The following is a 19,385-nucleotide window of genomic DNA, read 5'->3' as shown; positions in this document are numbered from 1 at the left end:
TCCGATGACCACACCCGAACGGGCGACGGTGCAAGAGTGAAACCATGACCCAGGACGCCACGCCCCAGCCCTACGGAACCCCCGACGTCCCCCGCGTCGCCGTCCGCGGCGAAGCCCACCTCGAAGTCGACCCCGAAATCGCCCGCATCGGCATCACCGTCACCGCCCGCGGCACCGACCGCCGCGCCGCCCTCGAAGACCTCACCCGCCGCAACAACACCGTCCTCGACCTCGTCAAGAGCTACGGCGAACCCGTCGAAAAACTCGAAACCGGCGCCTTCTCCATCACCCCCGAACTCACCCGCCACGGCCGCGGCGAACGCGTCCGCGCCTACCACGGCCGCGTCCACATCACCGCCGAACTCAACGACTTCACCGCCCTCGGCGAACTCACCAGCCGCCTCGCCGACCTCGAACTCACCGAGATCGACGGACCTTGGTGGGCCCTGCGCCCCACCTCACCCGCCCACGGCGAAGCCCGCCGCCAAGCCGTACTCGAAGCCGTCCAGCGCGCCCGCGAATACGCCCACGCCCTCGGCGCCGACCTCGCCGCCCTCGTCGAACTCGCCGATCTCGGCGCCGAGAACGCCACCCCCGTCGCCATGGCCGCCCCCGCCGGCATGCTCCGCTCCATGGCCTACGGCGCCCAGGACGACGCGGGCGCCCCGCCCCTCGACCTCGAACCCCAGCGCCAGAGCGTCCACGCCCAGGTCAACGCCCGCTTCACCATGACCCCGCCCGTCCTCTGAACCGCCCCCGGGGGTGCTCATCAGAGCACCCCCGTGCACATTCAATAGATGTCAACAACCGTCCTCCCAAAGGAGGTTGGAGCGCCACCCGCAGCACATTTCCTACCCCCCGGTAGGGCATACCCTCGCCCCATGCGCCGAGCGAAAATCGTATGTACCCTGGGCCCCGCCACCGACTCATACGACCAGATCAAAGCCCTGGTCGAAGCCGGCATGGACATCGCCCGCCTCAACCTCAGCCACGGCACCTACGCCGAACACGAGGAGCGCTACCAACGCGTCCGCAAGGCCTCCGAAGAAACCGGCCGCAGCATCGGCATCCTCGCCGACCTTCAGGGCCCGAAGATCCGCCTCGGCCGCTTCCACGAAGGCCCCGTACTCCTTGAACGCGGCGACGAATTCACCATCACCGTCGAACACCACCCCGGCGACCGCCACGCCTGCGGCACCACCTACCCGGGCCTCGCCGACGACGTCAGCGCCGGCGAACGCATCCTCGTGGACGACGGCCGCGTCACCCTCGAAGTCACCGCCGTCGAAGGCCCCCGCGTCCACACCCGCGTCATCGAAGGCGGCATGGTCTCCGACCACAAGGGACTCAACCTCCCCGGCGTCGCCGTCTCCGTCCCCGCCCTCTCCGACAAGGACATCGAAGACCTCCGCTGGGCCCTGCGCACCGGCGCCGACGTCATCGCCCTCTCCTTCGTCCGCACCGGCCGCGACATCGAAGACGTCCACCGCATCATGGACGAAGAAGGCCGACGCCTCCCCGTCATCGCAAAGATCGAAAAGCCCCAGGCCGTGGAGAACATCGACGACATCGTCGCCGCCTTCGACGGCATCATGGTCGCCCGCGGCGACCTCGGCGTCGAAATGCCCCTCGAACACGTCCCCATCGTCCAGAAGCGCGCCATCAAACTGGCCAAGCGCAACGCCAAACCCGTCATCGTCGCCACCCAGATGCTCGACTCGATGATCGACAACTCCCGGCCCACCCGCGCCGAAGCCTCCGACGTCGCCAACGCCGTCATCGACGGAACCGACGCCGTCATGCTCTCCGGCGAAACCAGCGTCGGCAAACACCCCGTCGAAACCGTCCGCACCATGGCCCGCATCGTCGAAGCCGCCGAAGAGGACATCCTCGCCAAGGGCCTCCCCGCACTCACCGACCGCAACAAACCGCGCACCCAAGGCGGAGCCGTAGCCCGCGCAGCCGCCGAAATGGGCGACTTCCTCGGCGCCAAGTTCCTCGTCGCCTTCACCCAGAGCGGAGACACCGTCCGCCGGCTCTCCCGCTACCGCTCACCCATCCCCCTCCTCGCCTTCACCCCCGACCCCGCCACCCGCTCCCAGCTCAACCTCACCTGGGGCGTCGAAACCTTCCTCGGCCCCCACGTCGACTCCACCGACGCCATGGTCGCCCAAGTCGAAGAGGAACTCCTGCGCATCGGACGCTGCGTCCCCGGCGACATCGTCGTCATCACCGCCGGCTCACCCCCCGGCCTCAGCGGCAAGACCAACCTCGTCCGCATCCACCACATCGGCGACCCCGTCCGCTGACCCGCCCCACGAAGACGCCGCCGGAACCCCGGACGGGACTCCGGCGGCGTCCGCGCATCAAAGGGCCGTCACCAACCGAACCGACGGTCCACCTCGGCCTCGAACTCCTCCACCGACAACACCGCATCACCGTTCTTGTCCGCCGCATCGAACAACGCCGACGACGCGTCCGCGTCCCCCACGCCCCAGAACGGCAGATCCCCCCGAGCCGCCAACGTCGGCCCCTTCGCCCGCAAAGCCGAGATCACCTCGGCCCGCGTCAGCTCACCGTCATGGTTCAGATCCAGCGCATCGAACAGCTTCCGAGCCTTCTCGCTCACCGAAACGTCCCTCCACCACGAACACCGTTGACCCCCTCAACCTAGGGCACCAACCCCACCGTGCCGCCCGCCCCCCACCCCGAGGACTCCACCTGAGGACTCAAGGCCGGGTTCAGTACTTCGGCCCGACGTGGAGGTCCATGAGCGCGACGGACGCCTTCCGGGCGATGGACACGTTGTACGGCCTTCCGTGCCGCGTGCAGTTCGTCCAGGCGACGCCGAGCCGGTCGAGAGTGTCGGTGAACAGTCTCCGGATGTCATCGGACACATTCGTGAACCAGTAGCGGGGGTACTCGTAGCGCTTCCCCTTCTGCTCCGTCCAGTTCGTGATCCGGCAGCCGTCGGAATGGATCAGCCCACGGACGAAGTTCCAGGGGTGCCGATCGACGATTTCTTGCTGCCACGGGGCGAGCGCTATGAGCCGCTCGTGCTTCCTTCCCGGTCCGTGCTGGGGGAACAAGCAGGGCAGATGCTTCGAGTAGACCTTGATGTTGTGCGCGCCCTTCACCCGCACCCGGCAGGTCGCACGTTGCGGGAACACCGATCTGAGCGCTGCTTCCGCCTCGTCCTGGATTCCCGGCCAGTGGTCGTCCAGCGTGATCATGAGGGTGAGCGTCCGGTGCCCGGAGTAGTGGCTGATGTGGCCGTCGCCCAGATAGAGGCCCAGGAGATACGCGTAGGCGGCATGGTCCAGTGGCACCCCATCGCATCGGGGGCAGTCGTGCGAGCTTCGGCCCGGACACTCGCCGCGCTTGGAGCGGTCCACGTGCTTCCAGTACCCGATGGTGCCGACGGGTACGTTCAGCTGCCGGGCCACTTCGGCGTTCTTCACGCCGGAGCGGAGGAGCGAGAGTGCGGTCTGCCGCACTTCGAGGCTGTGGAAATGCATACGGCCACTCTGAGTGAGCGCGCATGTCCCGGAATGCGGAAAAGCGAACATTCACGCGAAGGTGAACGTCCGCTTTTCGGACAGTGCCGGGTGCGGGACTCGAACCCGCAAGCCCTCTCGGGCAGATGTGTTTGAGACATCCGTGTATGCCATTCCACCAACCCGGCATGGTTGCACGTCGGAGTGTACCGGGTGACCATGCGGCGCCGCTGCTAGGTAGGCTCATCCAAGCAGCACAGCCCCGCAAAGAGGAGCCTCCGTGACCGCCGAGCACGAGTCGACGCCCACGCCCGACGCCGACCAGTCGCACGTTCCGCCGCTGACGACCCGCGTCGTCATCGCCGAGGACGAGGCGCTCATCCGTCTCGACCTGAAAGAGATGCTCGAAGAGGAGGGCTACTCCGTCGTCGGCGAGGCCGGGGACGGGCAGACCGCCGTCGAGCTGGCGCGCGAGCACCGGCCCGACCTGGTGATCCTCGACGTGAAGATGCCGGTGCTCGACGGCATCTCCGCCGCCGAGAAGATCGCGGGGGAGTCCATCGCCCCCGTCCTCATGCTCACCGCCTTCTCGCAGCGCGACCTCGTCGAGCGGGCCCGGGACGCCGGGGCCATGGCGTACCTGGTGAAGCCGTTCAGCAAGAGCGACGTCGTCCCGGCGATCGAGATGGCCGTGTCCCGCTTCGCGGAGCTGAAGGCGCTGGAGAAGGAGGTCGCGGACCTGTCCGCGCGCCTGGAGACCCGCAAGCTGGTCGACCGGGCCAAGAGCATCCTGCAGACCCAGTACGGGCTGACCGAGCCGGCGGCGTTCCGCTGGATCCAGAAGACCTCCATGGACCGCCGCATGTCCATGCAGCAGGTCGCCGAGGCGGTCATCGAGGACGCCGAGGAGAAGAAGCAGAACGCCGGCAAGTAGGGCGCGGTACGCGTGAGGCCCGTCTCCCCCCGAGGGGAGACGGGCCTCACGGCTTCATGGGGCGGGCGGGGTCAGTCCTCGCCGAGGTAGGCCTTGCGGACGTCCTCGTTGACGAGGAGCTCGCGGCCGGGGCCGGACAGGACGACCTTGCCGATCTCCATGACGTGGCCCGTGTCGGCGAGCGACAGCGCGGCCTGGGCGTTCTGCTCGACCAGCAGGATCGTGGTGCCGGCGGCCTTGAGCTCGGCGATCGTCGCCATGATCTTCTGCATCATGAGCGGCGAGAGGCCCATGGACGGCTCGTCGAGCATGAGCAGCTTCGGCTGCGACATGAGCGCGCGGCCCATGGCGAGCATCTGCTGTTCGCCGCCGGAGAGGGTGCCGGCGGCCTGCTTGCGGCGCTCTCCCAGGATGGGGAAGAGGTCGTAGGCGCGCTGGACGTCCTTCTGGATGCCTTCCTTGTCGCTGCGGAGGAAGGCGCCGAGGAGGAGGTTGTCCTCGATCGTCATGCGCGGGAAGATGTGCCGCCCCTCGGGGGAGTGGGCGAGTCCGAGCGAGACGATGTGGTGGGCGGGGACCTTCTTGAGGGACTTGCCCTGGAACTTGATCTGGCCGCCCTTGGGCTTGATCAGTCCGGACAGGGTGCGCAGGGTGGTGGTCTTGCCGGCGCCGTTGGTCCCGATGAGGGTGACGATCTCGCCCTCGTTGACGGTGAAGGAGATGCCCTTGACGGCCTCGATCTTGCCGTAGGCGACGCGGAGGTCCTCGACCTCCAGGAGTGCGGTCACTTGGCCTCTCCGTCCGTGCTGGTGGTGCTGTGCGCCTCGGCGGCCTCGACTTCGGCGACTTCTTCGGCGCCGGGGGCGCCTTCGAAGGGCTCGCCGAGGTAGGCGGCGACGACGCGTTCGTCGCTCTGGACCTCGGTGGCGGTGCCTTCGATGAGCTTTTCGCCCTGGACGAGGCAGGCGACGCGGTCGCAGAGGTTGAAGATGAAGCGCATGTCGTGCTCGATGACGAGGACGGCGATGCCCTTGTCCCGGATGGCGAAGATGAGCTCTTCGGCGGCCCGGGTCTCCTGCGGGTTCATGCCGGCGGTGGGCTCGTCCAGGAGGATGAGGCCGGGGTCGCTGGCGAGGGCGCGGGCGATCTCGAGCTTGCGCTGTTCGCCGTAGGGGAGGTTGCGGGCGAGGTGTTCGGCCTTGTGGTCGAGGCCGATGAACTCGAGCAGCTCCATGGCGCGCTCGCGGCTGGCCTGCTCTTCCCGGCCGAAGCTGGGGAGGCGCAGGAGGGCGGACCAGAGACCTTCTTTGGTGCGGGTGTGGCGTCCGACGAGGACGTTTTCCAGGACCGTCATGTTGTTGAAGAGACGGATGTTCTGGAAGGTGCGGGCGATGCCGGCGGCCGTGACCTTGAAGGACTTGGGGGGCAGGACCGTGCCCTTGTACCGGACTTCGCCCTCGGTGGGGATGTAGAGGCCGGTGAGGCAGTTGAAGAAGGTGGTCTTGCCGGCGCCGTTGGGGCCGATGAGGCCGACGATCTCGCCGCTGCGGACGGTCAGGTCGACGTTCTTGACGGCGGTGAGGCCGCCGAAGCGCATGGTGACGCCTCGTGCGTCGAGGACGGTCTCGGCGGTTGCCGTTTCGGTCGTGGTGGTGGTCATGGATCAGGCCCCTGCCTTGCCGAGGACTGTGGGCGCTTCGAGGTCCTGGTGGAGTTCGAGCTGGTTGCGCCGGTTGGGGATGAGGCCTTCGGGGCGCAGGCGCATCAGGATGACGAGCGCGATGCCGAAGACGAGGAGCTGGTACTCGCCCAGGAACTGGAGCTTGTTGGGGATCATGAAGAGGAGGGCGCCGCCGACGAGGGGGCCGGAGATGGTGCCCATGCCGCCGAGTACGACTGCCGCGAGGAGGAAGGCGGAGTTCGGGGGGACGGCGTTGGCGAAGACGTACTGGTCCGGGGTGACGGTGTAGTTCACGTGGGCCTGTACGGCGCCGGCGAGGCCGGCGAGGGTGGCGCCGAGGGCGAAGGCGATGAGCTTGACGCGGAAGCCGTTGATGCCCATGGCTTCGGCGGCGGTTTCGTCTTCGCGGATGGCGACCCAGGCGCGGCCGATGCGGGATTCGGCGCTGCGGCGGAAGACCATGATCACGATGAGGGTGACCAGGAGCATCAGCAGGAAGTAGTTGGCGAAGCGGCCGACGGTGAATCCGGCGATGGTGTGGCTGGCGCCGAAGTCGAACCCGAAGAGGTCGACGTTGGGGATGCCGGCGACGCCGTTGGGGCCGTTGGTGAGGTCGGGGCCGCTGACGCCGTCGAGGTTGTTCATCGAGATGCGGAAGATCTCTCCGAAGCCGAGGGTGACGATGGCGAGGTAGTCGCCGCGCAGGCGCAGGGTGGGGGCTCCGATGAGGACGCCGAAGACCATGGAGGCGAGGGCGCCGACGAGGAGTGCGGCCCAGAAGGGCAGGTGCACGCCGAAGGGGGAGTTGGGGGAGCCGGAGACCAGGGCCGCGGTGTAGGCGCCGACGCCGAGGAAGGCGACGTAGCCGAGGTCGAGGAGGCCGGTGAGGCCGACGACGATGTTCAGGCCGAGGGCGACGGTGGCGAAGATGAGGATGTTGACGCCGAGGGTCGCGTACTGGTCGTCGGTCTGGGTGAGGGGGAAGGCTGCGGCCGCGACGAAGGCGCCGACGAGGGCGACGTTGCGGTGCTTGGTGGTGAGTGCGGTGAAGCGGGCCACCAGGCCGGCCTTGTTGAGGGCGGTGAAGCCGAAGCCGGCGGTGATCAGGAAGCCCAGGAAGAGTTCCTGGTAGGGGGTGGTGACGCCGTAGGTGAAGATGCCGAGGGCGACGGCGAGGACGGCGGTGATGAGGAGGATCTCGGCGTAGGCCGGGAGGGCGCGGGCCGGCTTGGCGGTGCCGCCGGCGTGGGCGGCCTTGGTGACGGCCCAGCTGTTGCCGATGTTGTGCTTGGTCTGCTCCCACCAGGTGTCTTCGGGGTCCGCGAGTTCGGTGGCGGGCCGTTCGAAGGGGAGGGAGCGGGCGCCGAGGTAGGCGGCGAGCGCGGTGGCGAGGGCGACGAAGCCGCCCGGCTCGAGGTTGACGAGGCCGCCGAGGGTGTTGCTGATCGCCCAGACCGTGTAGGCGACGGTGAGGAGGGTGCCGAGGGCGCAGAGCTTGATCGCGGCGTCGGTTCCGGCGGGGGCGATCCAGCGCAGGCCCTTGATGCCGTAGGAGCTGAGGCCGAAGAGCGTGGTGAGGGCGCCGCCGATGAGGACGAGCCACTGGAGGCCGCCGGGGTATCCGTAGACGGTGAGGTCGCCGGGGAAGGCGGAGGTCCAGGTCCAGGCGAGGAAGCAGGAGATGACCGTGAGGGCGCCGCCGGCGGTGGCGAGGGCGCGGGCGGTCTTCTCGGGGAAGGAGATTCCCGTCCGGCCGGTGGTCGCCGTCTGCGGCGTGGTGTCTGTGGTGGTGGTCGTCATGGTTCTCACGCCCTGTCCGCCACGCGCTCGCCCATCAGGCCCTGGGGCCGGAAGAGGAGCACGAGGATGAGGAGTACGAACGCCCAGGTGTTGCCCCAGGACTGGCCGCCGAGCTGCTGCATGCCCGGTACGTCGGCGATGTAGGCGGTGGTCAGGGTTTCGGCGAGGCCGAGGACGATGCCGCCGATCATGGCGCCGTAGATGTTGCCGATGCCGCCGAGGACGGCTGCGGTGAAGGCCTTGAGGCCGAGGATGAAGCCCATGCGGTAGTTGACTTCGCCGTACTTGAGGCCGTAGGCGACGGCTCCGACGGCGGCGAAGGTGGCGCCGAGGGCGAAGGCGACCGTGATGATGCGGTCGGTGTTGATGCCCATGAGCTTGGCGGTGTCGGGGTCCTGGGCGGTGGCCTGCATGCCGCGGCCGGTGCGGGTCTTCTTGACGAAGAAGCCGAGGAAGGCCATGGAGAGGGGGGCGGCGATCAGGAGGAAGACGTCACCGGTCTGGATGGTGATGCTGCCGAGGTGGAAGGGGCCGCCGGGGAGCTCGGGGAACTTTACGGAGGACTTCGCGTCGGGGAACCAGGCCCATACGACCTGCTGGAGGACGATGGAGAGGCCGATGGCGGTGATGAGCGGGGCGAGGCGGGGGGCGCTGCGCAGGGGCCGGTAGGCGAAGCGTTCGGCGCCGACGGCTATGAGCGTGGCGACGATGACGGCGCCGATGATCATGAGCGGCAGTGCGATCCACATGGTGGTGCCGCCGGGGAGCATCAGCCAGACCGTGAGGGCTCCGAACCCGCCGGTCATGAAGATCTCGCCGTGGGCGAAGTTGATGAGCTGGACGATGCCATAGACCATCGTGTAGCCGATGGCGACGAGCCCGTACATGGATCCCAGTAGCAGGCCGTTGACCAGCTGTTGCGGCAGTTCGTGCACCGCAGGTCCTCCGAGTCTTTCGACGGATGTGACACCGCGCGGGGCGCAATGGTGCGCGCCCCGCGCGGCAGGTGAGGGGTGAGGGGTGGGGGTTCAGCCGGTGGGAGGTCAGCCGGCGAGGGTGCCGGACTCGACGGTCTTGAAGTCGTCGCCGTCGACCTTGTAGACGGTGAGCTGCTTGTTGGTGGCGTCGCCGAACTCGTCGAAGGAGACCTTGCCGGTCACGCCTTCGAAGGAGACGCCCTGGACGGCCTCGAGGACCTTGGCGCGGGCGTCGGAGGGGAGCTTGCCGTTGTTGGCGTCGACGACCTTCTTGACGGCCTCGATGACGGCCCAGGCGGAGTCGTACGAGTAGCCGCCGTAGGCGGAGTAGTCGTCCTTGTAGCCGGCCTTCTTGTAGTTGTCGACGAAGTCCTTGGCGGAGGCCAGGCTCTCGACGGGGGCGCCGACGGAGGTGCAGAGGTCGCCCTGGGCGCTGTCGCCGGCGAGCTCGACGTACTTCTTGTCCTTCATGCCGTCGCCGCCGACGAGCGGGATGTTGGTGCCGGAGGCCTTGATCTGCTTGCTGAGCGGGCCGGCCGCCGGGTACTCGCCGCCGTAGTAGACGACGTCGGCGCCCGAGGACTTCACCTGGGTGACGATGGCGGAGAAGTCCTTGGACTCGGGGTCGATGTGGCCCTCGCCGGCGACCTGGCCGCCGAGCTTGGTGAACTCGCCCTTGAAGGTTCCGGCGAGGCCGGCGCCGTAGGTCTTCTTGTCGTCGATGATGAAGACCTTCTTCTTGCCCGCCTTGTTGAAGAGGTACTGCGCCGCGTACGGGCCCTGGATGGCGTCCGTGGTGGCGGTGCGGAAGTAGCTCTTGTAGGTGCGGGTCTTCTGGCCTTCGGCCCACTTGGGGCCCTGGGTCAGGGACGGGCTGGTGTTGGCCGGGGAGATCTGGGCCAGCTTGGCGTCGTCGAAGACCTTCTGCATGGCTTCGGAGACGGAGGAGTTCAGCGGGCCGACGACGCCGAGGACGTCCTTGTTGGCCGTGAGCTTGGTGGCGTTCTGCTGGCCGGAGGAGGCCTGGGCCTGGTCGTCGAGGGCTTCGATCTTGAAGGTGACGCCCTTGACGTACTTCTTGTCGTTGGCCTGCTTGGCGGCGAGGTCGGCGGAGTTCTTGATGCCGAGGCCGAGGGCGGAGAGGTCGCCCGTCAGCGGGGCGTCGACGCCGATGACGACCGTGGTGCCGCCGGCGTCGGCGGCTCCGCCCTTGTCGTCGCGGGATCCGCAGGCGGTGAGAGTGAGGGCGCCCGCGGCGAGGGCGGCGGTCACGGCGATGAGCTGACGAGAACGCACGATCAGTCCTTTCCTGGCGCCGCGTCCCCCGTGGGACGCGTCGAGTCGAACGCGGGGAACCGAACTGAGGAAATCCGGCGGTCGCGGTAACTGGCCGTGACTCTAGGCGGCTCTTCGGGGGATATGGAGGGCTGAGGCCAATGATGTGACTCTCTTGTTATAGCCACGGCGTAATACATAGCGGATGGGTGCGGGTGGAACGGGGGAATTCAGGCCGGTTCGTCTTGTCCGCATGGTGAGACCCGGCAGGACCGTGGTGGGGTTTGAGTCCTGTCATGCCAGGACTCTGGGGGTCTTTGGTCATGACGGTCCGGCGGAGGGCGCGTCTCGATCTACGGGACAGGCCCTGGTCAGGGCCACGGAAAGATCTCGCGCATATCGGTCACCGGGGATGTAACTGTGATCCTCTTTCTGGAATCCATTACTCAGGGTCACGTCCAAAAAGGGCAGCCCGGAATTCCGTGCTACATGCACGCAGTCTTTTGCCTGAATGAGGACGAGGAGCTCGCGGACTTCTCCCGCCCGGACCGTGGCGGGCAGCGGTGGCCGGATCGTGACGCCGAGCGCCCGCGACGGCTGCCCGATCCGCTCCACGGTGACGGCTGGCCCCCACCCGGTCCGCACACGGACAGTGAAGGCGAAGGCGGCTCCCGCGGGCGGCTCGACCGGGTCCCCGTACGTGAGCGACAGGGCCTGGGAGGGGGCGGGCGGGGGCTGCGCCACGGGCGGGGCGGGCCGCGTCGAATACACCCGGGCGGCGCCCGCGGCCAGCACCGCGGCCGCCGCCGCGCAGAGGACGGCCCTGCGGTGGCGGGCGTAGAAGCCGCGGATCCGGGCGGTTCGCCGGGCCCCGGGCATACGGGGCCCCGTGCGCGGGGCCTGGCTGTCCCGCGTGCCCTCCCCGGGCTCCACCGGGCCGATGCCGGCGCCGGTCACCGCGGGCGCGTTGCCGTGGGGGCGGCGGTGGTGTGCCGCGGCGCCGGTCCGGATCCCATGCGGGGAACGCTAGACCGGCGCCGGGGCCCGCACAACGCCTCGTGCGGGACGGGGTGTTAAGAGTCCGTGTCGCGCAGCAGGCAGGTGAGGCGGGCGGTGCAGACGCGGCGGTCGTGCTCGTCGGAGATGACGACGTCGTAGGTGGCGGTGGAGCGGCCGCGGTGGACGGGGGTGGCGACGCCGGTGACCTGGCCCTCGCGCACGCCCCGGTGGTGGGTGCAGTTGAGGTCGACGCCGACGGCGATCTTCTTGATGCCGCCGTGCATCATGGCGCCGACCGAGCCCAGGGTCTCGGCGAGGACGGCGGAGGCGCCGCCGTGCAGGAGTCCGTAGGGCTGGGTGTTGCCCTTGACGGGCATGGTGGCGACGACGCGTTCGGCCGAGGCCTCCAGGATGCGGATCTCCATGCGCTCGCCGAGGGCGCCCGCCGAGAACAGGGCGGGCAGGTCTATGCCCTGGGAGGCGTACTCGTCGAGGACTTCCTGGGGGAACTTCACGGCGTGCTGCTCGGCGCCCATGGGCCTGCTCCGTTCGTCAACGATCGTTAACCAGTGTGTGGGCTCGTTCTATCAGGCCGGTTCGAAGCGCACGACGACGGACTTGCTGGCGGGGGTGTTGCTGGTGTCGGCGGTGGAGCCGAGGGGGACCAGGACGTTGGTCTCGGGGTAGTAGGCGGCGGCGCAGCCGCGGGCGGTGGGGTAGTGGACGACGCGGAAGCCGGGGGCGCGCCGTTCGACGCCGTCCTTCCACTCGCCGACGAGGTCGGTGTACGAGCCGTCGGCGAGGCCGAGCGCGGCGGCGTCCTCGGGGTTCACCATGACGATGCGGCGGCCGCCGGTGATGCCGCGGTAGCGGTCGTCGAGGCCGTAGATGGTGGTGTTGTACTGGTCGTGGCTGCGCAGGGTCTGCAGGAGCAGCCGGCCGGGCGGCAGGTGCGGGTACTCGACGGGGGCGGCGGTGAAGTTGGCCTTGCCGGTCTTCGTGGGGAAGCGGCGTTCGTCGCGGGGGGCGTGGGGCAGCCGGAAGCCGCCGGGACGGGCCGCGCGGGCGTTGAAGTCCTCGAAGCCGGGCACGACGCGGGCGATGCGGTCGCGGATGGCCCCGTAGTCCTTCTCGAACTCCTCCCAGGGGGTCGCCGAGGCCGTGCCGAGGACGGCGCGGGCGAGCCGGGCGACGATGGCGGGTTCCGAGAGCAGGTGGGGGGAGGCGGGGGCGAGGTTGCCGCGGGAGGCGTGGACCATGCCCATGGAGTCCTCGACGGTGACGAACTGGCGGCCGGCCGCCTGGACGTCCTTGTCGGTGCGGCCGAGGGTGGGCAGGATCAGCGCGCGCCGGCCGGTGACCGCGTGGGAGCGGTTGAGCTTGGTGGAGACGTGGACGGTGAGGGAGGCGCGGCGGATCGCGGCTTCGGTGACGTCGGTGTCGGGGGTGGCGGCGACGAAGTTGCCGCCCATGGCGAAGAGGACCTTGGCCTTGCCGTCGCGCAGTGCCTCGATGGAGCGGACCACGTCGTAGCCGTGCTCGCGGGGCGAGGTGATGCCGAATTCCGCGTCGAGGGCGTCGAGGAAGGCGGGGGCGGGGCGTTCGAAGATCCCCATGGTGCGGTCGCCCTGGACGTTGGAGTGGCCGCGGACGGGGCAGACGCCGGCGCCGGGGCGGCCGATGTCGCCGCGCAGCAGGAGGAGGTTGACGACCTCGCGGATGGTGGCGACGGAGTGCTTGTGCTGGGTGAGGCCCATGGCCCAGCAGACGATGGTGCGCTTCGAGGCCAGGACCATGGCCAGGGCGCGTTCGATCTCGGGGCGGGTCAGGCCGGTGGCGGTGAGGGTCTCGTCCCAGTCCGTGTCCCGGGCGGCGGCCGCGAGGGCTTCGAAGCCGTGGGTGTGCTCGCGGATGAAGGCCTCGTCGAGGGCGCCCTCCGTCTCGATCACGAGCTTGTTGAGGAGGCGGAAGAGGGCCTGGTCGCCGCCGATGCGGATCTGGAGGAAGAGGTCGTTGAGGGCGGTGCCCTTGAGCATGCCGAGGGGGGTCTGGGGGTTCTTGAACCGTTCCATGCCGGCCTCGGGCAGCGGGTTCACCGAGATGATCTTCGCGCCGGCCTGCTTGGCCTTCTCCAGGGCGGAGAGCATGCGGGGGTGGTTCGTGCCCGGGTTCTGCCCGGCGACGATGATCAGGTCGGCCTGGTGGAGGTCTTCGAGGGAGACGCTGCCCTTGCCGATGCCGATGGTCTCGTTCAGCGCGGAGCCGGAGGACTCGTGGCACATGTTGGAGCAGTCCGGCAGGTTGTTGGTGCCGAACTCGCGGGCGAAGAGCTGGAAGAGGAACGCGGCCTCGTTGCTGGTGCGGCCGGAGGTGTAGAAGAGGGCCTCGTCGGGGGAGGAGAGGGCCTTCAGCTCCTCCGCGATGATCGTGAAGGCCTGGTTCCAGCTGACCGGCTCGTACCGGTCGGCGCCCTCGGGCAGGTACACGGGCTGGGTGATGCGGCCCTGCTGGCCGAGCCAGTAGCCGCTGCGGGCGGCGAGCTCGGACACCGGGTGGGCGGCGAAGAAGTCCGGGGTGACCCGGCGCAGCGTCGCCTCCTCGGCGACGGCCTTGGCGCCGTTCTCGCAGAACTCCGCGGTGTGCCGGTCGTCGCCCTCGGGCCAGGCGCAGCCGGGGCAGTCGAAGCCGTCCTTCTGGTTGACCTTGAGGAGGGTCTGCGCGGTGCGGCGCAGGCCCATCTGCTCCCGGGCGGCCTTCAGGGTGTGCGCGATGGCGGGCAGGCCCGCGGCGGCGTGCTGAGGGGGTCCGATGCGCGGCGCGTCCTGGACCGGATCACCTGCGGGCGGCTTGGTGGCCATGGAGCTCCCCTTCGAGCGGTTTCGCGTACGCATCCGATCCTGTCACGCCCGGCGGACATCGCCTCCGTCGCCCGCGTCGGGTTTGTCGGTGGGGGCGCCTAGGATCGGGGGCGTGGCAGAGACAGCATCGAAGAAGACCGACCAGCCGACCGCAGCGGACCGCCCCCGCCTGATGCTCATGGACGGGCACTCCCTGGCCTACCGGGCGTTCTTCGCGCTGCCCGCGGAGAACTTCACGACGGCGACGGGGCAGCCCACCAACGCCATCTACGGCTTCGCGTCGATGCTGGCGAACACGCTGCGCGACGAGGCGCCCACGCACTTCGCGGTGGCGTTCGACGTGTCCCGCAAGACGTGGCGCACGACGGAGTTTCCCGAGTACAAGGCGAACCGTTCGAAGACGCCCGACGAGTTCAAGGGGCAGGTCGAGCTGATCGGCGAGCTGCTCGACGCGATGAAGGTGCCGCGGTTCGCGGTCGACGGCTTCGAGGCCGACGACGTGATCGCGACGCTGGCGACGCAGGCGGAGGCCGCCGGCTTCGAGGTGCTGATCGTCACCGGTGACCGGGACTCCTTCCAGCTGGTCTCCGAGCACACCACGGTGCTGTACCCGACGAAGGGCGTGTCCGAGCTGACCCGCTTCACGCCGCAGAAGGTCGAGGAGAAGTACGGGCTCACCCCGCAGCAGTACCCGGACTTCGCGGCGCTGCGCGGCGACCCGTCGGACAACCTGCCCGGCATCCCGGGGGTCGGGGAGAAGACCGCCGCGAAGTGGATCACCCAGTTCGGGTCGTTCGCGCAGCTGGTGGAGCGGGCCGAGGAGGTCAAGGGCAAGGCCGGGCAGAACTTCCGCGACCACCTGGAGTCCGTGAAGCTCAATCGGGTCCTGACCGAGATGGTCAAGGACGTGGAGCTGCCGCTCGCGCCCTCAGACCTGGCGCGCGCCCCCTACGACCGGAGCGCCGTCACCGGGGTGCTGGACGTGCTGGAGATCCGCAACGCCTCGCTGCGCGAGCGGCTGCTGGCCGTGGACCCGGGTGCGGCCGAGGCCGTGCAGGCCCCGGCACCGGCGGCCGGTGTGGAGCTGGACGGGTCGGTGCTGGGCGCGGGCGGGCTCGTACCGTGGCTGGAGGCGCACGCGGGCGGCCCGCTCGGTGTGTCCACCGTCGACAGCTGGATGCTGGGCGCGGGCAGCGTCAGCGAGATCGCGCTGGCCTCGGCGGACGGCGCGGCCGCCTGGTTCGAGCCGGCCGAGCTGGACGAGGCCGACGAGCGGGCCTTCGCCGCCTGGGCCGCCGACGCCTCGCGCCCCAAGGTCGTGCACAACGCCAAGGGCCTGATGCGGGTCTTCCCCGAGCACGGCTGGACGCTGGCGGGCGTCACCATGGACACCGCGCTCGCCGCCTACCTCGTCAAGCCGGGCCGGCGCTCCTTCGCGCTGGACGTGCTGTCCGTGGAGTACCTGGGCCGAGAGCTCCAGCCCCCGGCCGCCGACGGCCAGCTGGCCTTCGGCGCCGACGAGAGCGCCGAGGCGGACGCGCTGATGGCGCAGGCCCGCGCCGTCCTGGACCTCGGCGACGCCTTCGCGGCGAAGCTGCCCGAGGTCGGCGCGGTGGAGCTGCTCCACGAGATGGAGCTGCCCACCTCCGAGCTGCTGGCCCGGCTGGAGCGGGCGGGCATCGCCGCCGACCGGGACCACCTGGAGGGCATGGAGCAGCAGTTCGCGGGCGCCGTGCAGCAGGCGGTGAAGGAGGCGCACGCGGCCGTCGGCCACGAGTTCAACCTCGGCTCGCCCAAGCAGCTCCAGGAGGTGTTCTTCGGCGAGCTGGACCTGCCGAAGACGAAGAAGACGAAGACCGGCTACACCACGGACGCGGACGCGCTGGCCTGGCTGGCCACGCAGACCGACCACGAACTGCCGGTGATCATGCTGCGGCACCGGGAGCAGGCCAAGCTGCGGGTGACCGTCGAGGGGCTGGTCAAGGCGATCGCCGCCGACGGCCGGGTGCACACCAGCTTCAGCCAGACCGTCGCCGCGACCGGCCGGCTGTCCTCCACCGATCCCAACCTGCAGAACGTGCCGGTGCGCACCGACGAGGGCCGCGCCATCCGCCGCGGTTTCGTCGTCGGCGAGGGCTACGAGTCCCTGATGACGGCCGACTACAGCCAGATCGAGCTGCGCGTCATGGCCCACCTCTCCGAGGACGAGGGCCTGATCGAGGCGTTCGCGTCCGGTGAGGACCTGCACACCACCGTCGCCTCCCAGGTGTTCGGCGTGGAGCGCGACCAGGTCGACGCCGAGATGCGCCGCAAGATCAAGGCGATGTCGTACGGGCTGGCGTACGGGCTGTCCGCGTTCGGCCTCTCCCAGCAGCTGAACATCGAGCCGGCGGAGGCGCGCGGGCTGATGGAGACGTACTTCGAGCGGTTCGGCGGCGTGCGCGACTACCTGCGCCGCGTCGTCGACGAGGCCCGCGCCACCGGCTACACGGCGACGGTCTTCGGCCGCCGCCGCTACCTGCCCGACCTGAACAGCGACAACCGCCAGCGCCGCGAGGCCGCCGAGCGGATGGCGCTGAACGCCCCGATCCAGGGCACCGCCGCCGACATCGTCAAGGTCGCCATGCTGCGCGTGGACAAGGCCCTCGCCGAGGCCGGGCTGTCGTCGCGGATGCTGCTCCAGCTCCACGACGAGATCGTGCTGGAGATCGCCCCCGGCGAGCGGGAGCGGGTCGAGGAGCTGGTGCGCCGGGAAATGGGCGCGGCCGTCGAGCTGCGGGCCCCGCTGGACGTCTCCGTGGGCGTCGGCGGCGACTGGGAGTCCGCCGCGCACTGACGCCGTACGCGGTGTGCCCGGGCGCCCGCGCGTGCGCGCCGCCCTAGGCGGCGGGCCCCGGTGTGCGCGCCGGGCTAGGCGGCGGGCACCCGCGGGCGCGCGTCCCGGTCCGGGCGGGGGCGGTCCCGGTCCTGGCGGTGGCGCAGCCGCACGAGGGCCCCGTACAGCAGCAGTCCGACGGTGACGCCGCCGCCCGCGCCGAAGCAGACGGTCGGGATGATGTCGAGCGGGGTGCGGATCCGGTCGTAGAAGGTGAAGAAGCGCAGCACGCGCACGGTGGCCCCGACCGCCGCGCACCCGCCGATCAGGGCCGCGGCGCCCCACCGCTCCGCGCGGCCCAGCACCGGCACCGCGGCGGGCGCGGGCGCGGCCGGCCGCCGCCGCAGGGCGCTCACCGTGAACCAAAGCAGCGCGCAGGCGGCCACCGCCGAGGAGCCGTACTGGACGTAGGAGTAGAGGGGCAGGCCGAAGGCGAGGGGATCACCGAGCCACGGCAGCGCGTTCGTCCCCCAGCGGTCCAGGTGCGTGAAGCTGTCCCACACCACGTGCGTGAGCGAGCCGGCGACCGCCGACAGGTAGAACCAGAGCGCCAGCCGCCACGGCCGCCGCGTCCGCCAGTGCTCGCCCCGGACGAAGGCGTACACCGCGCCCTGCCGGCGGCGGGGCAGCAGCGCGACCAGCGGCTCGCGCAGCAGCAGCCAGCACGCTGCGAGGAGCGCCGTCAGGGCGGCGTCCGCGGTGGCCACGCCCGGCAGGGAGTGCGTGAAGGAGCCGTAGCCCATGACGCCCTGCACGACCGCGTCGGCGAAGTAGAAGGTGTCCGGTGCGAACGAACCCAGCACGAGCGCCGAGGCGACCAGCGGCCCGCGGGCCCGCCCCGTCCGCCGTATGGCCGGAAGTACGGCGGCCGCGTGGCTGAGAGTGAACGGCACGGCGTCTCCTTGTGCTGTCGGCGTCCGGACAGTATGCGTGAGCTGCGCAGGGACGTGGGGATGTGGTGAATACCGGGCCGCAGTGCGTGCCGTGTGCAGTGAGTTGACGTAGGGTCACGCGGACGTCTAGGGGAGGGGTCCGCTCATGTCGGCACGAATATTCGGGCGCGGGCTGCGCAGGGGAGCGGCCGCGGCCCTGGTCTCGGCACTGGTGGCCGCCGCCATGACGGCCTCTCAGGCTCCGGCGGGCGCCGGTCCGCAGCGGATGGAGGCGGCCGGTGAGGGGGCCGCGCAGCCGCAGGCCGCGACCCCGGGCGGGGACTCCGCCTACTTCACCGAACTGCCGCCGCTGGTGAGCCCCGAACCGCCGGCCGCCGTCCTGCCGGAAGGGCAGCCCGCCGGAGCGGAGCCAGCGGCCGTGCCGTCGCCTTCGCCGGCCGTGGTGCCCGCGGCGGTCCCGCCCGTGGTGGAGGGCGCGCAGGGCATACCGGCGAGCGTCCTCGCGGCGTACCGGGCGGCCGAGCAGCGGCTGAGGGAGAACGACCCGGGGTGCGGGCTGCGCTGGCAGCTGCTCGCGGCGATCGGCAAGGTCGAGTCGGGCCAGGCGCGCAGCGGGCAGGTGGACGCGGCCGGGACGACCCTCCGGCCCATCCTGGGGCCCGTGCTCGACGGCAACGGCTTCGCGAACATCTCCGACACGGACGGCGGCGCCTTCGACGGCGACGCCCGCTACGACCGGGCCGTCGGGCCGATGCAGTTCATCCCGTCCACCTGGGCGGCGTGGGGCCAGGACGCGAACGGCGACGGCCGGCGCGACCCGAACAACATCCACGACGCGGCCCTGGCGGCCGGACGCTACCTGTGCGCGGGCGGCCGGGACCTGCGGGCGGGGGCGGACCTGGACCGGGCCGTGTTGTCGTACAACCAGTCCGCGGAGTACCTGCGGACGGTGCGGTCCTGGTTCGCGTACTACCTCCAGGGGGCGCACGAGGTCCCGGACGCGGGTGGCAGCGGCGCCGGTACGGGCCCGGCGGCCCCGGCGGGCCGCCCGTCGGACCCGAAGCCCACTCCGAAGCCGACGCCGACATCCACACCGTCGCCGACGCCGACGCCGACACCCACGCCGTCGCCGAAGCCGACACCCACGCCGACGCCCACCCCGAAGCCGACGCCCACACCCACGCCGACGCCGACTCCCACGCCGACGCCGACGCCGACTCCCACGCCGAAGCCGACTCCCACGCCCACGCCCACCCCGAAACCCACGCCGACCGCCACCCCCACGCCGAAGGCCACCCCGTCGTCGGCCCCGGCCCTGCCCGTGCCGAGCCCCACCCCGGCCCCCTGACGCCCGCTGCCGGCCGGGCCCAGACGGTTCTCATCTCACCGGCGCGTTGCTACGGTACGCCTCCCTGACGACCCATCAGATCCGGGAGGCGCCGCCATGCGCGCACTCGTCGCCGCCGCCATCGGGCTGGCCGCCGCGCTGGCCCTCGTCCTCACCGTGACGGCCGCCGGGGTGCCGGAGGGCAGGACCTCGCCGAGGCCGCTGCTCACCACCGCGCCCGCCGCGCCCGGACAGCAGTAAGGAGGCCG

Annotated in this window: 16 protein-coding genes and 1 tRNA gene; 6 read left to right on the top strand and 11 right to left on the bottom strand. The window is 70.5% G+C overall.

All coding sequences use genetic code 11. The features are described 5' to 3' along the window. The first annotated feature begins 44 nt into the window (after positions 1 to 44). Both ACZ501_RS00900 and pyk read left to right on the top strand, forming a co-directional pair. Positions 45 to 749, top strand: coding sequence for an SIMPL domain-containing protein (locus tag ACZ501_RS00900; RefSeq protein WP_361608066.1), 705 nt, complete (start codon positions 45 to 47; stop codon positions 747 to 749). A 132-nt stretch (positions 750 to 881) separates the two neighbouring features. Next, positions 882 to 2,309 (top strand): pyruvate kinase, encoded by a 1,428-nt coding sequence (gene pyk / locus ACZ501_RS00895; protein ID WP_468791518.1) that lies wholly within the window; start codon positions 882 to 884, stop codon positions 2,307 to 2,309. Positions 2,310 to 2,377: 68 nt separating this feature from the next. On the opposite strand, the gene ACZ501_RS00890 is transcribed toward pyk, so the two are convergent. The 3 genes from ACZ501_RS00890 to ACZ501_RS00880 form a co-directional block, all read right to left on the bottom strand. Continuing rightward, positions 2,378 to 2,629: an EF-hand domain-containing protein gene (locus ACZ501_RS00890; RefSeq protein ID WP_468791515.1), complete on the bottom strand. Its 252-nt coding sequence runs from the start codon at positions 2,627 to 2,629 to the stop codon at positions 2,378 to 2,380. 112 nt (positions 2,630 to 2,741) lie between these two features. After that, the gene (locus tag ACZ501_RS00885) at positions 2,742 to 3,518 is read right to left on the bottom strand and encodes a helix-turn-helix domain-containing protein (RefSeq protein ID WP_468791512.1); all 777 of its coding nucleotides are present in this window, start codon (positions 3,516 to 3,518) and stop codon (positions 2,742 to 2,744) included. Positions 3,519 to 3,602: 84 nt separating this feature from the next. Beyond that, positions 3,603 to 3,685, bottom strand: a tRNA-Leu gene (locus tag ACZ501_RS00880). Between the two features lie 92 nt (positions 3,686 to 3,777). Between ACZ501_RS00880 and ACZ501_RS00875 the strand changes: the two genes are divergently transcribed. Next, a complete protein-coding gene (locus ACZ501_RS00875; protein WP_361608078.1) occupies positions 3,778 to 4,431 on the top strand; it encodes an ANTAR domain-containing response regulator in 654 nt (217 codons plus the stop codon). A 71-nt stretch (positions 4,432 to 4,502) separates the two neighbouring features. On the opposite strand, the gene ACZ501_RS00870 is transcribed toward ACZ501_RS00875, so the two are convergent. The 7 genes from ACZ501_RS00870 to ACZ501_RS00840 form a co-directional block, all read right to left on the bottom strand. Beyond that, entirely contained in the window at positions 4,503 to 5,219 is a 717-nt protein-coding gene (locus tag ACZ501_RS00870) for an ABC transporter ATP-binding protein (RefSeq protein WP_468791510.1), read from the bottom strand. Further along, entirely contained in the window at positions 5,216 to 6,091 is an 876-nt protein-coding gene (locus ACZ501_RS00865; RefSeq protein WP_361608083.1) for an ABC transporter ATP-binding protein, read from the bottom strand. The genes ACZ501_RS00870 and ACZ501_RS00865 overlap by 4 nt, the downstream gene beginning before the upstream one ends. Before the next feature lie 3 nt (positions 6,092 to 6,094). After that, complete coding sequence (locus ACZ501_RS00860) at positions 6,095 to 7,912, bottom strand: branched-chain amino acid ABC transporter permease (protein WP_361608086.1); 1,818 nt, start codon at positions 7,910 to 7,912, stop codon at positions 6,095 to 6,097. A 5-nt stretch (positions 7,913 to 7,917) separates the two neighbouring features. Beyond that, a complete protein-coding gene (locus ACZ501_RS00855) occupies positions 7,918 to 8,847 on the bottom strand; it encodes a branched-chain amino acid ABC transporter permease (RefSeq protein WP_362464145.1) in 930 nt (309 codons plus the stop codon). Positions 8,848 to 8,955: 108 nt separating this feature from the next. After that, a complete protein-coding gene (locus tag ACZ501_RS00850) occupies positions 8,956 to 10,185 on the bottom strand; it encodes a branched-chain amino acid ABC transporter substrate-binding protein (RefSeq protein WP_361611585.1) in 1,230 nt (409 codons plus the stop codon). Positions 10,186 to 11,237: 1,052 nt separating this feature from the next. Further along, positions 11,238 to 11,699 (bottom strand): PaaI family thioesterase, encoded by a 462-nt coding sequence (locus ACZ501_RS00845; RefSeq protein ID WP_362464143.1) that lies wholly within the window; start codon positions 11,697 to 11,699, stop codon positions 11,238 to 11,240. Positions 11,700 to 11,750: 51 nt separating this feature from the next. Then, positions 11,751 to 14,021 carry an FdhF/YdeP family oxidoreductase gene (locus ACZ501_RS00840; RefSeq protein ID WP_361605853.1) on the bottom strand — a complete coding sequence of 757 codons (2,271 nt, stop codon included), beginning with the start codon at positions 14,019 to 14,021 and terminating at the stop codon, positions 11,751 to 11,753. A gap of 112 nt (positions 14,022 to 14,133) precedes the next feature. On the opposite strand from ACZ501_RS00840, the gene polA reads away from it, so the two are divergent. Then, positions 14,134 to 16,857, top strand: a complete 2,724-nt coding sequence (polA, locus tag ACZ501_RS00835) for a DNA polymerase I (protein WP_468791507.1) — start codon at positions 14,134 to 14,136, stop codon at positions 16,855 to 16,857. Between the two features lie 74 nt (positions 16,858 to 16,931). Here polA and ACZ501_RS00830 read toward each other — a convergent pair whose 3' ends face one another. Then, on the bottom strand, positions 16,932 to 17,789 hold the full coding sequence (locus tag ACZ501_RS00830) for a DUF4184 family protein (protein ID WP_468791504.1): 858 nt from the start codon (positions 17,787 to 17,789) through the stop codon (positions 16,932 to 16,934). Positions 17,790 to 17,934: 145 nt separating this feature from the next. Between ACZ501_RS00830 and ACZ501_RS00825 the strand changes: the two genes are divergently transcribed. Then, positions 17,935 to 19,137 carry a lytic transglycosylase domain-containing protein gene (locus ACZ501_RS00825; protein WP_468791501.1) on the top strand — a complete coding sequence of 401 codons (1,203 nt, stop codon included), beginning with the start codon at positions 17,935 to 17,937 and terminating at the stop codon, positions 19,135 to 19,137. A gap of 96 nt (positions 19,138 to 19,233) precedes the next feature. Beyond that, entirely contained in the window at positions 19,234 to 19,377 is a 144-nt protein-coding gene (locus tag ACZ501_RS00820; protein ID WP_468791498.1) for an SPW_0924 family protein, read from the top strand. Positions 19,378 to 19,385 lie beyond the last annotated feature (8 nt).

The organism is Streptomyces sp. NPDC034085 (assembly GCF_055575555.1).
Note: the sequence above shows the minus strand (reverse complement) of the source record. Positions and strands in the feature narration are given on the sequence as shown.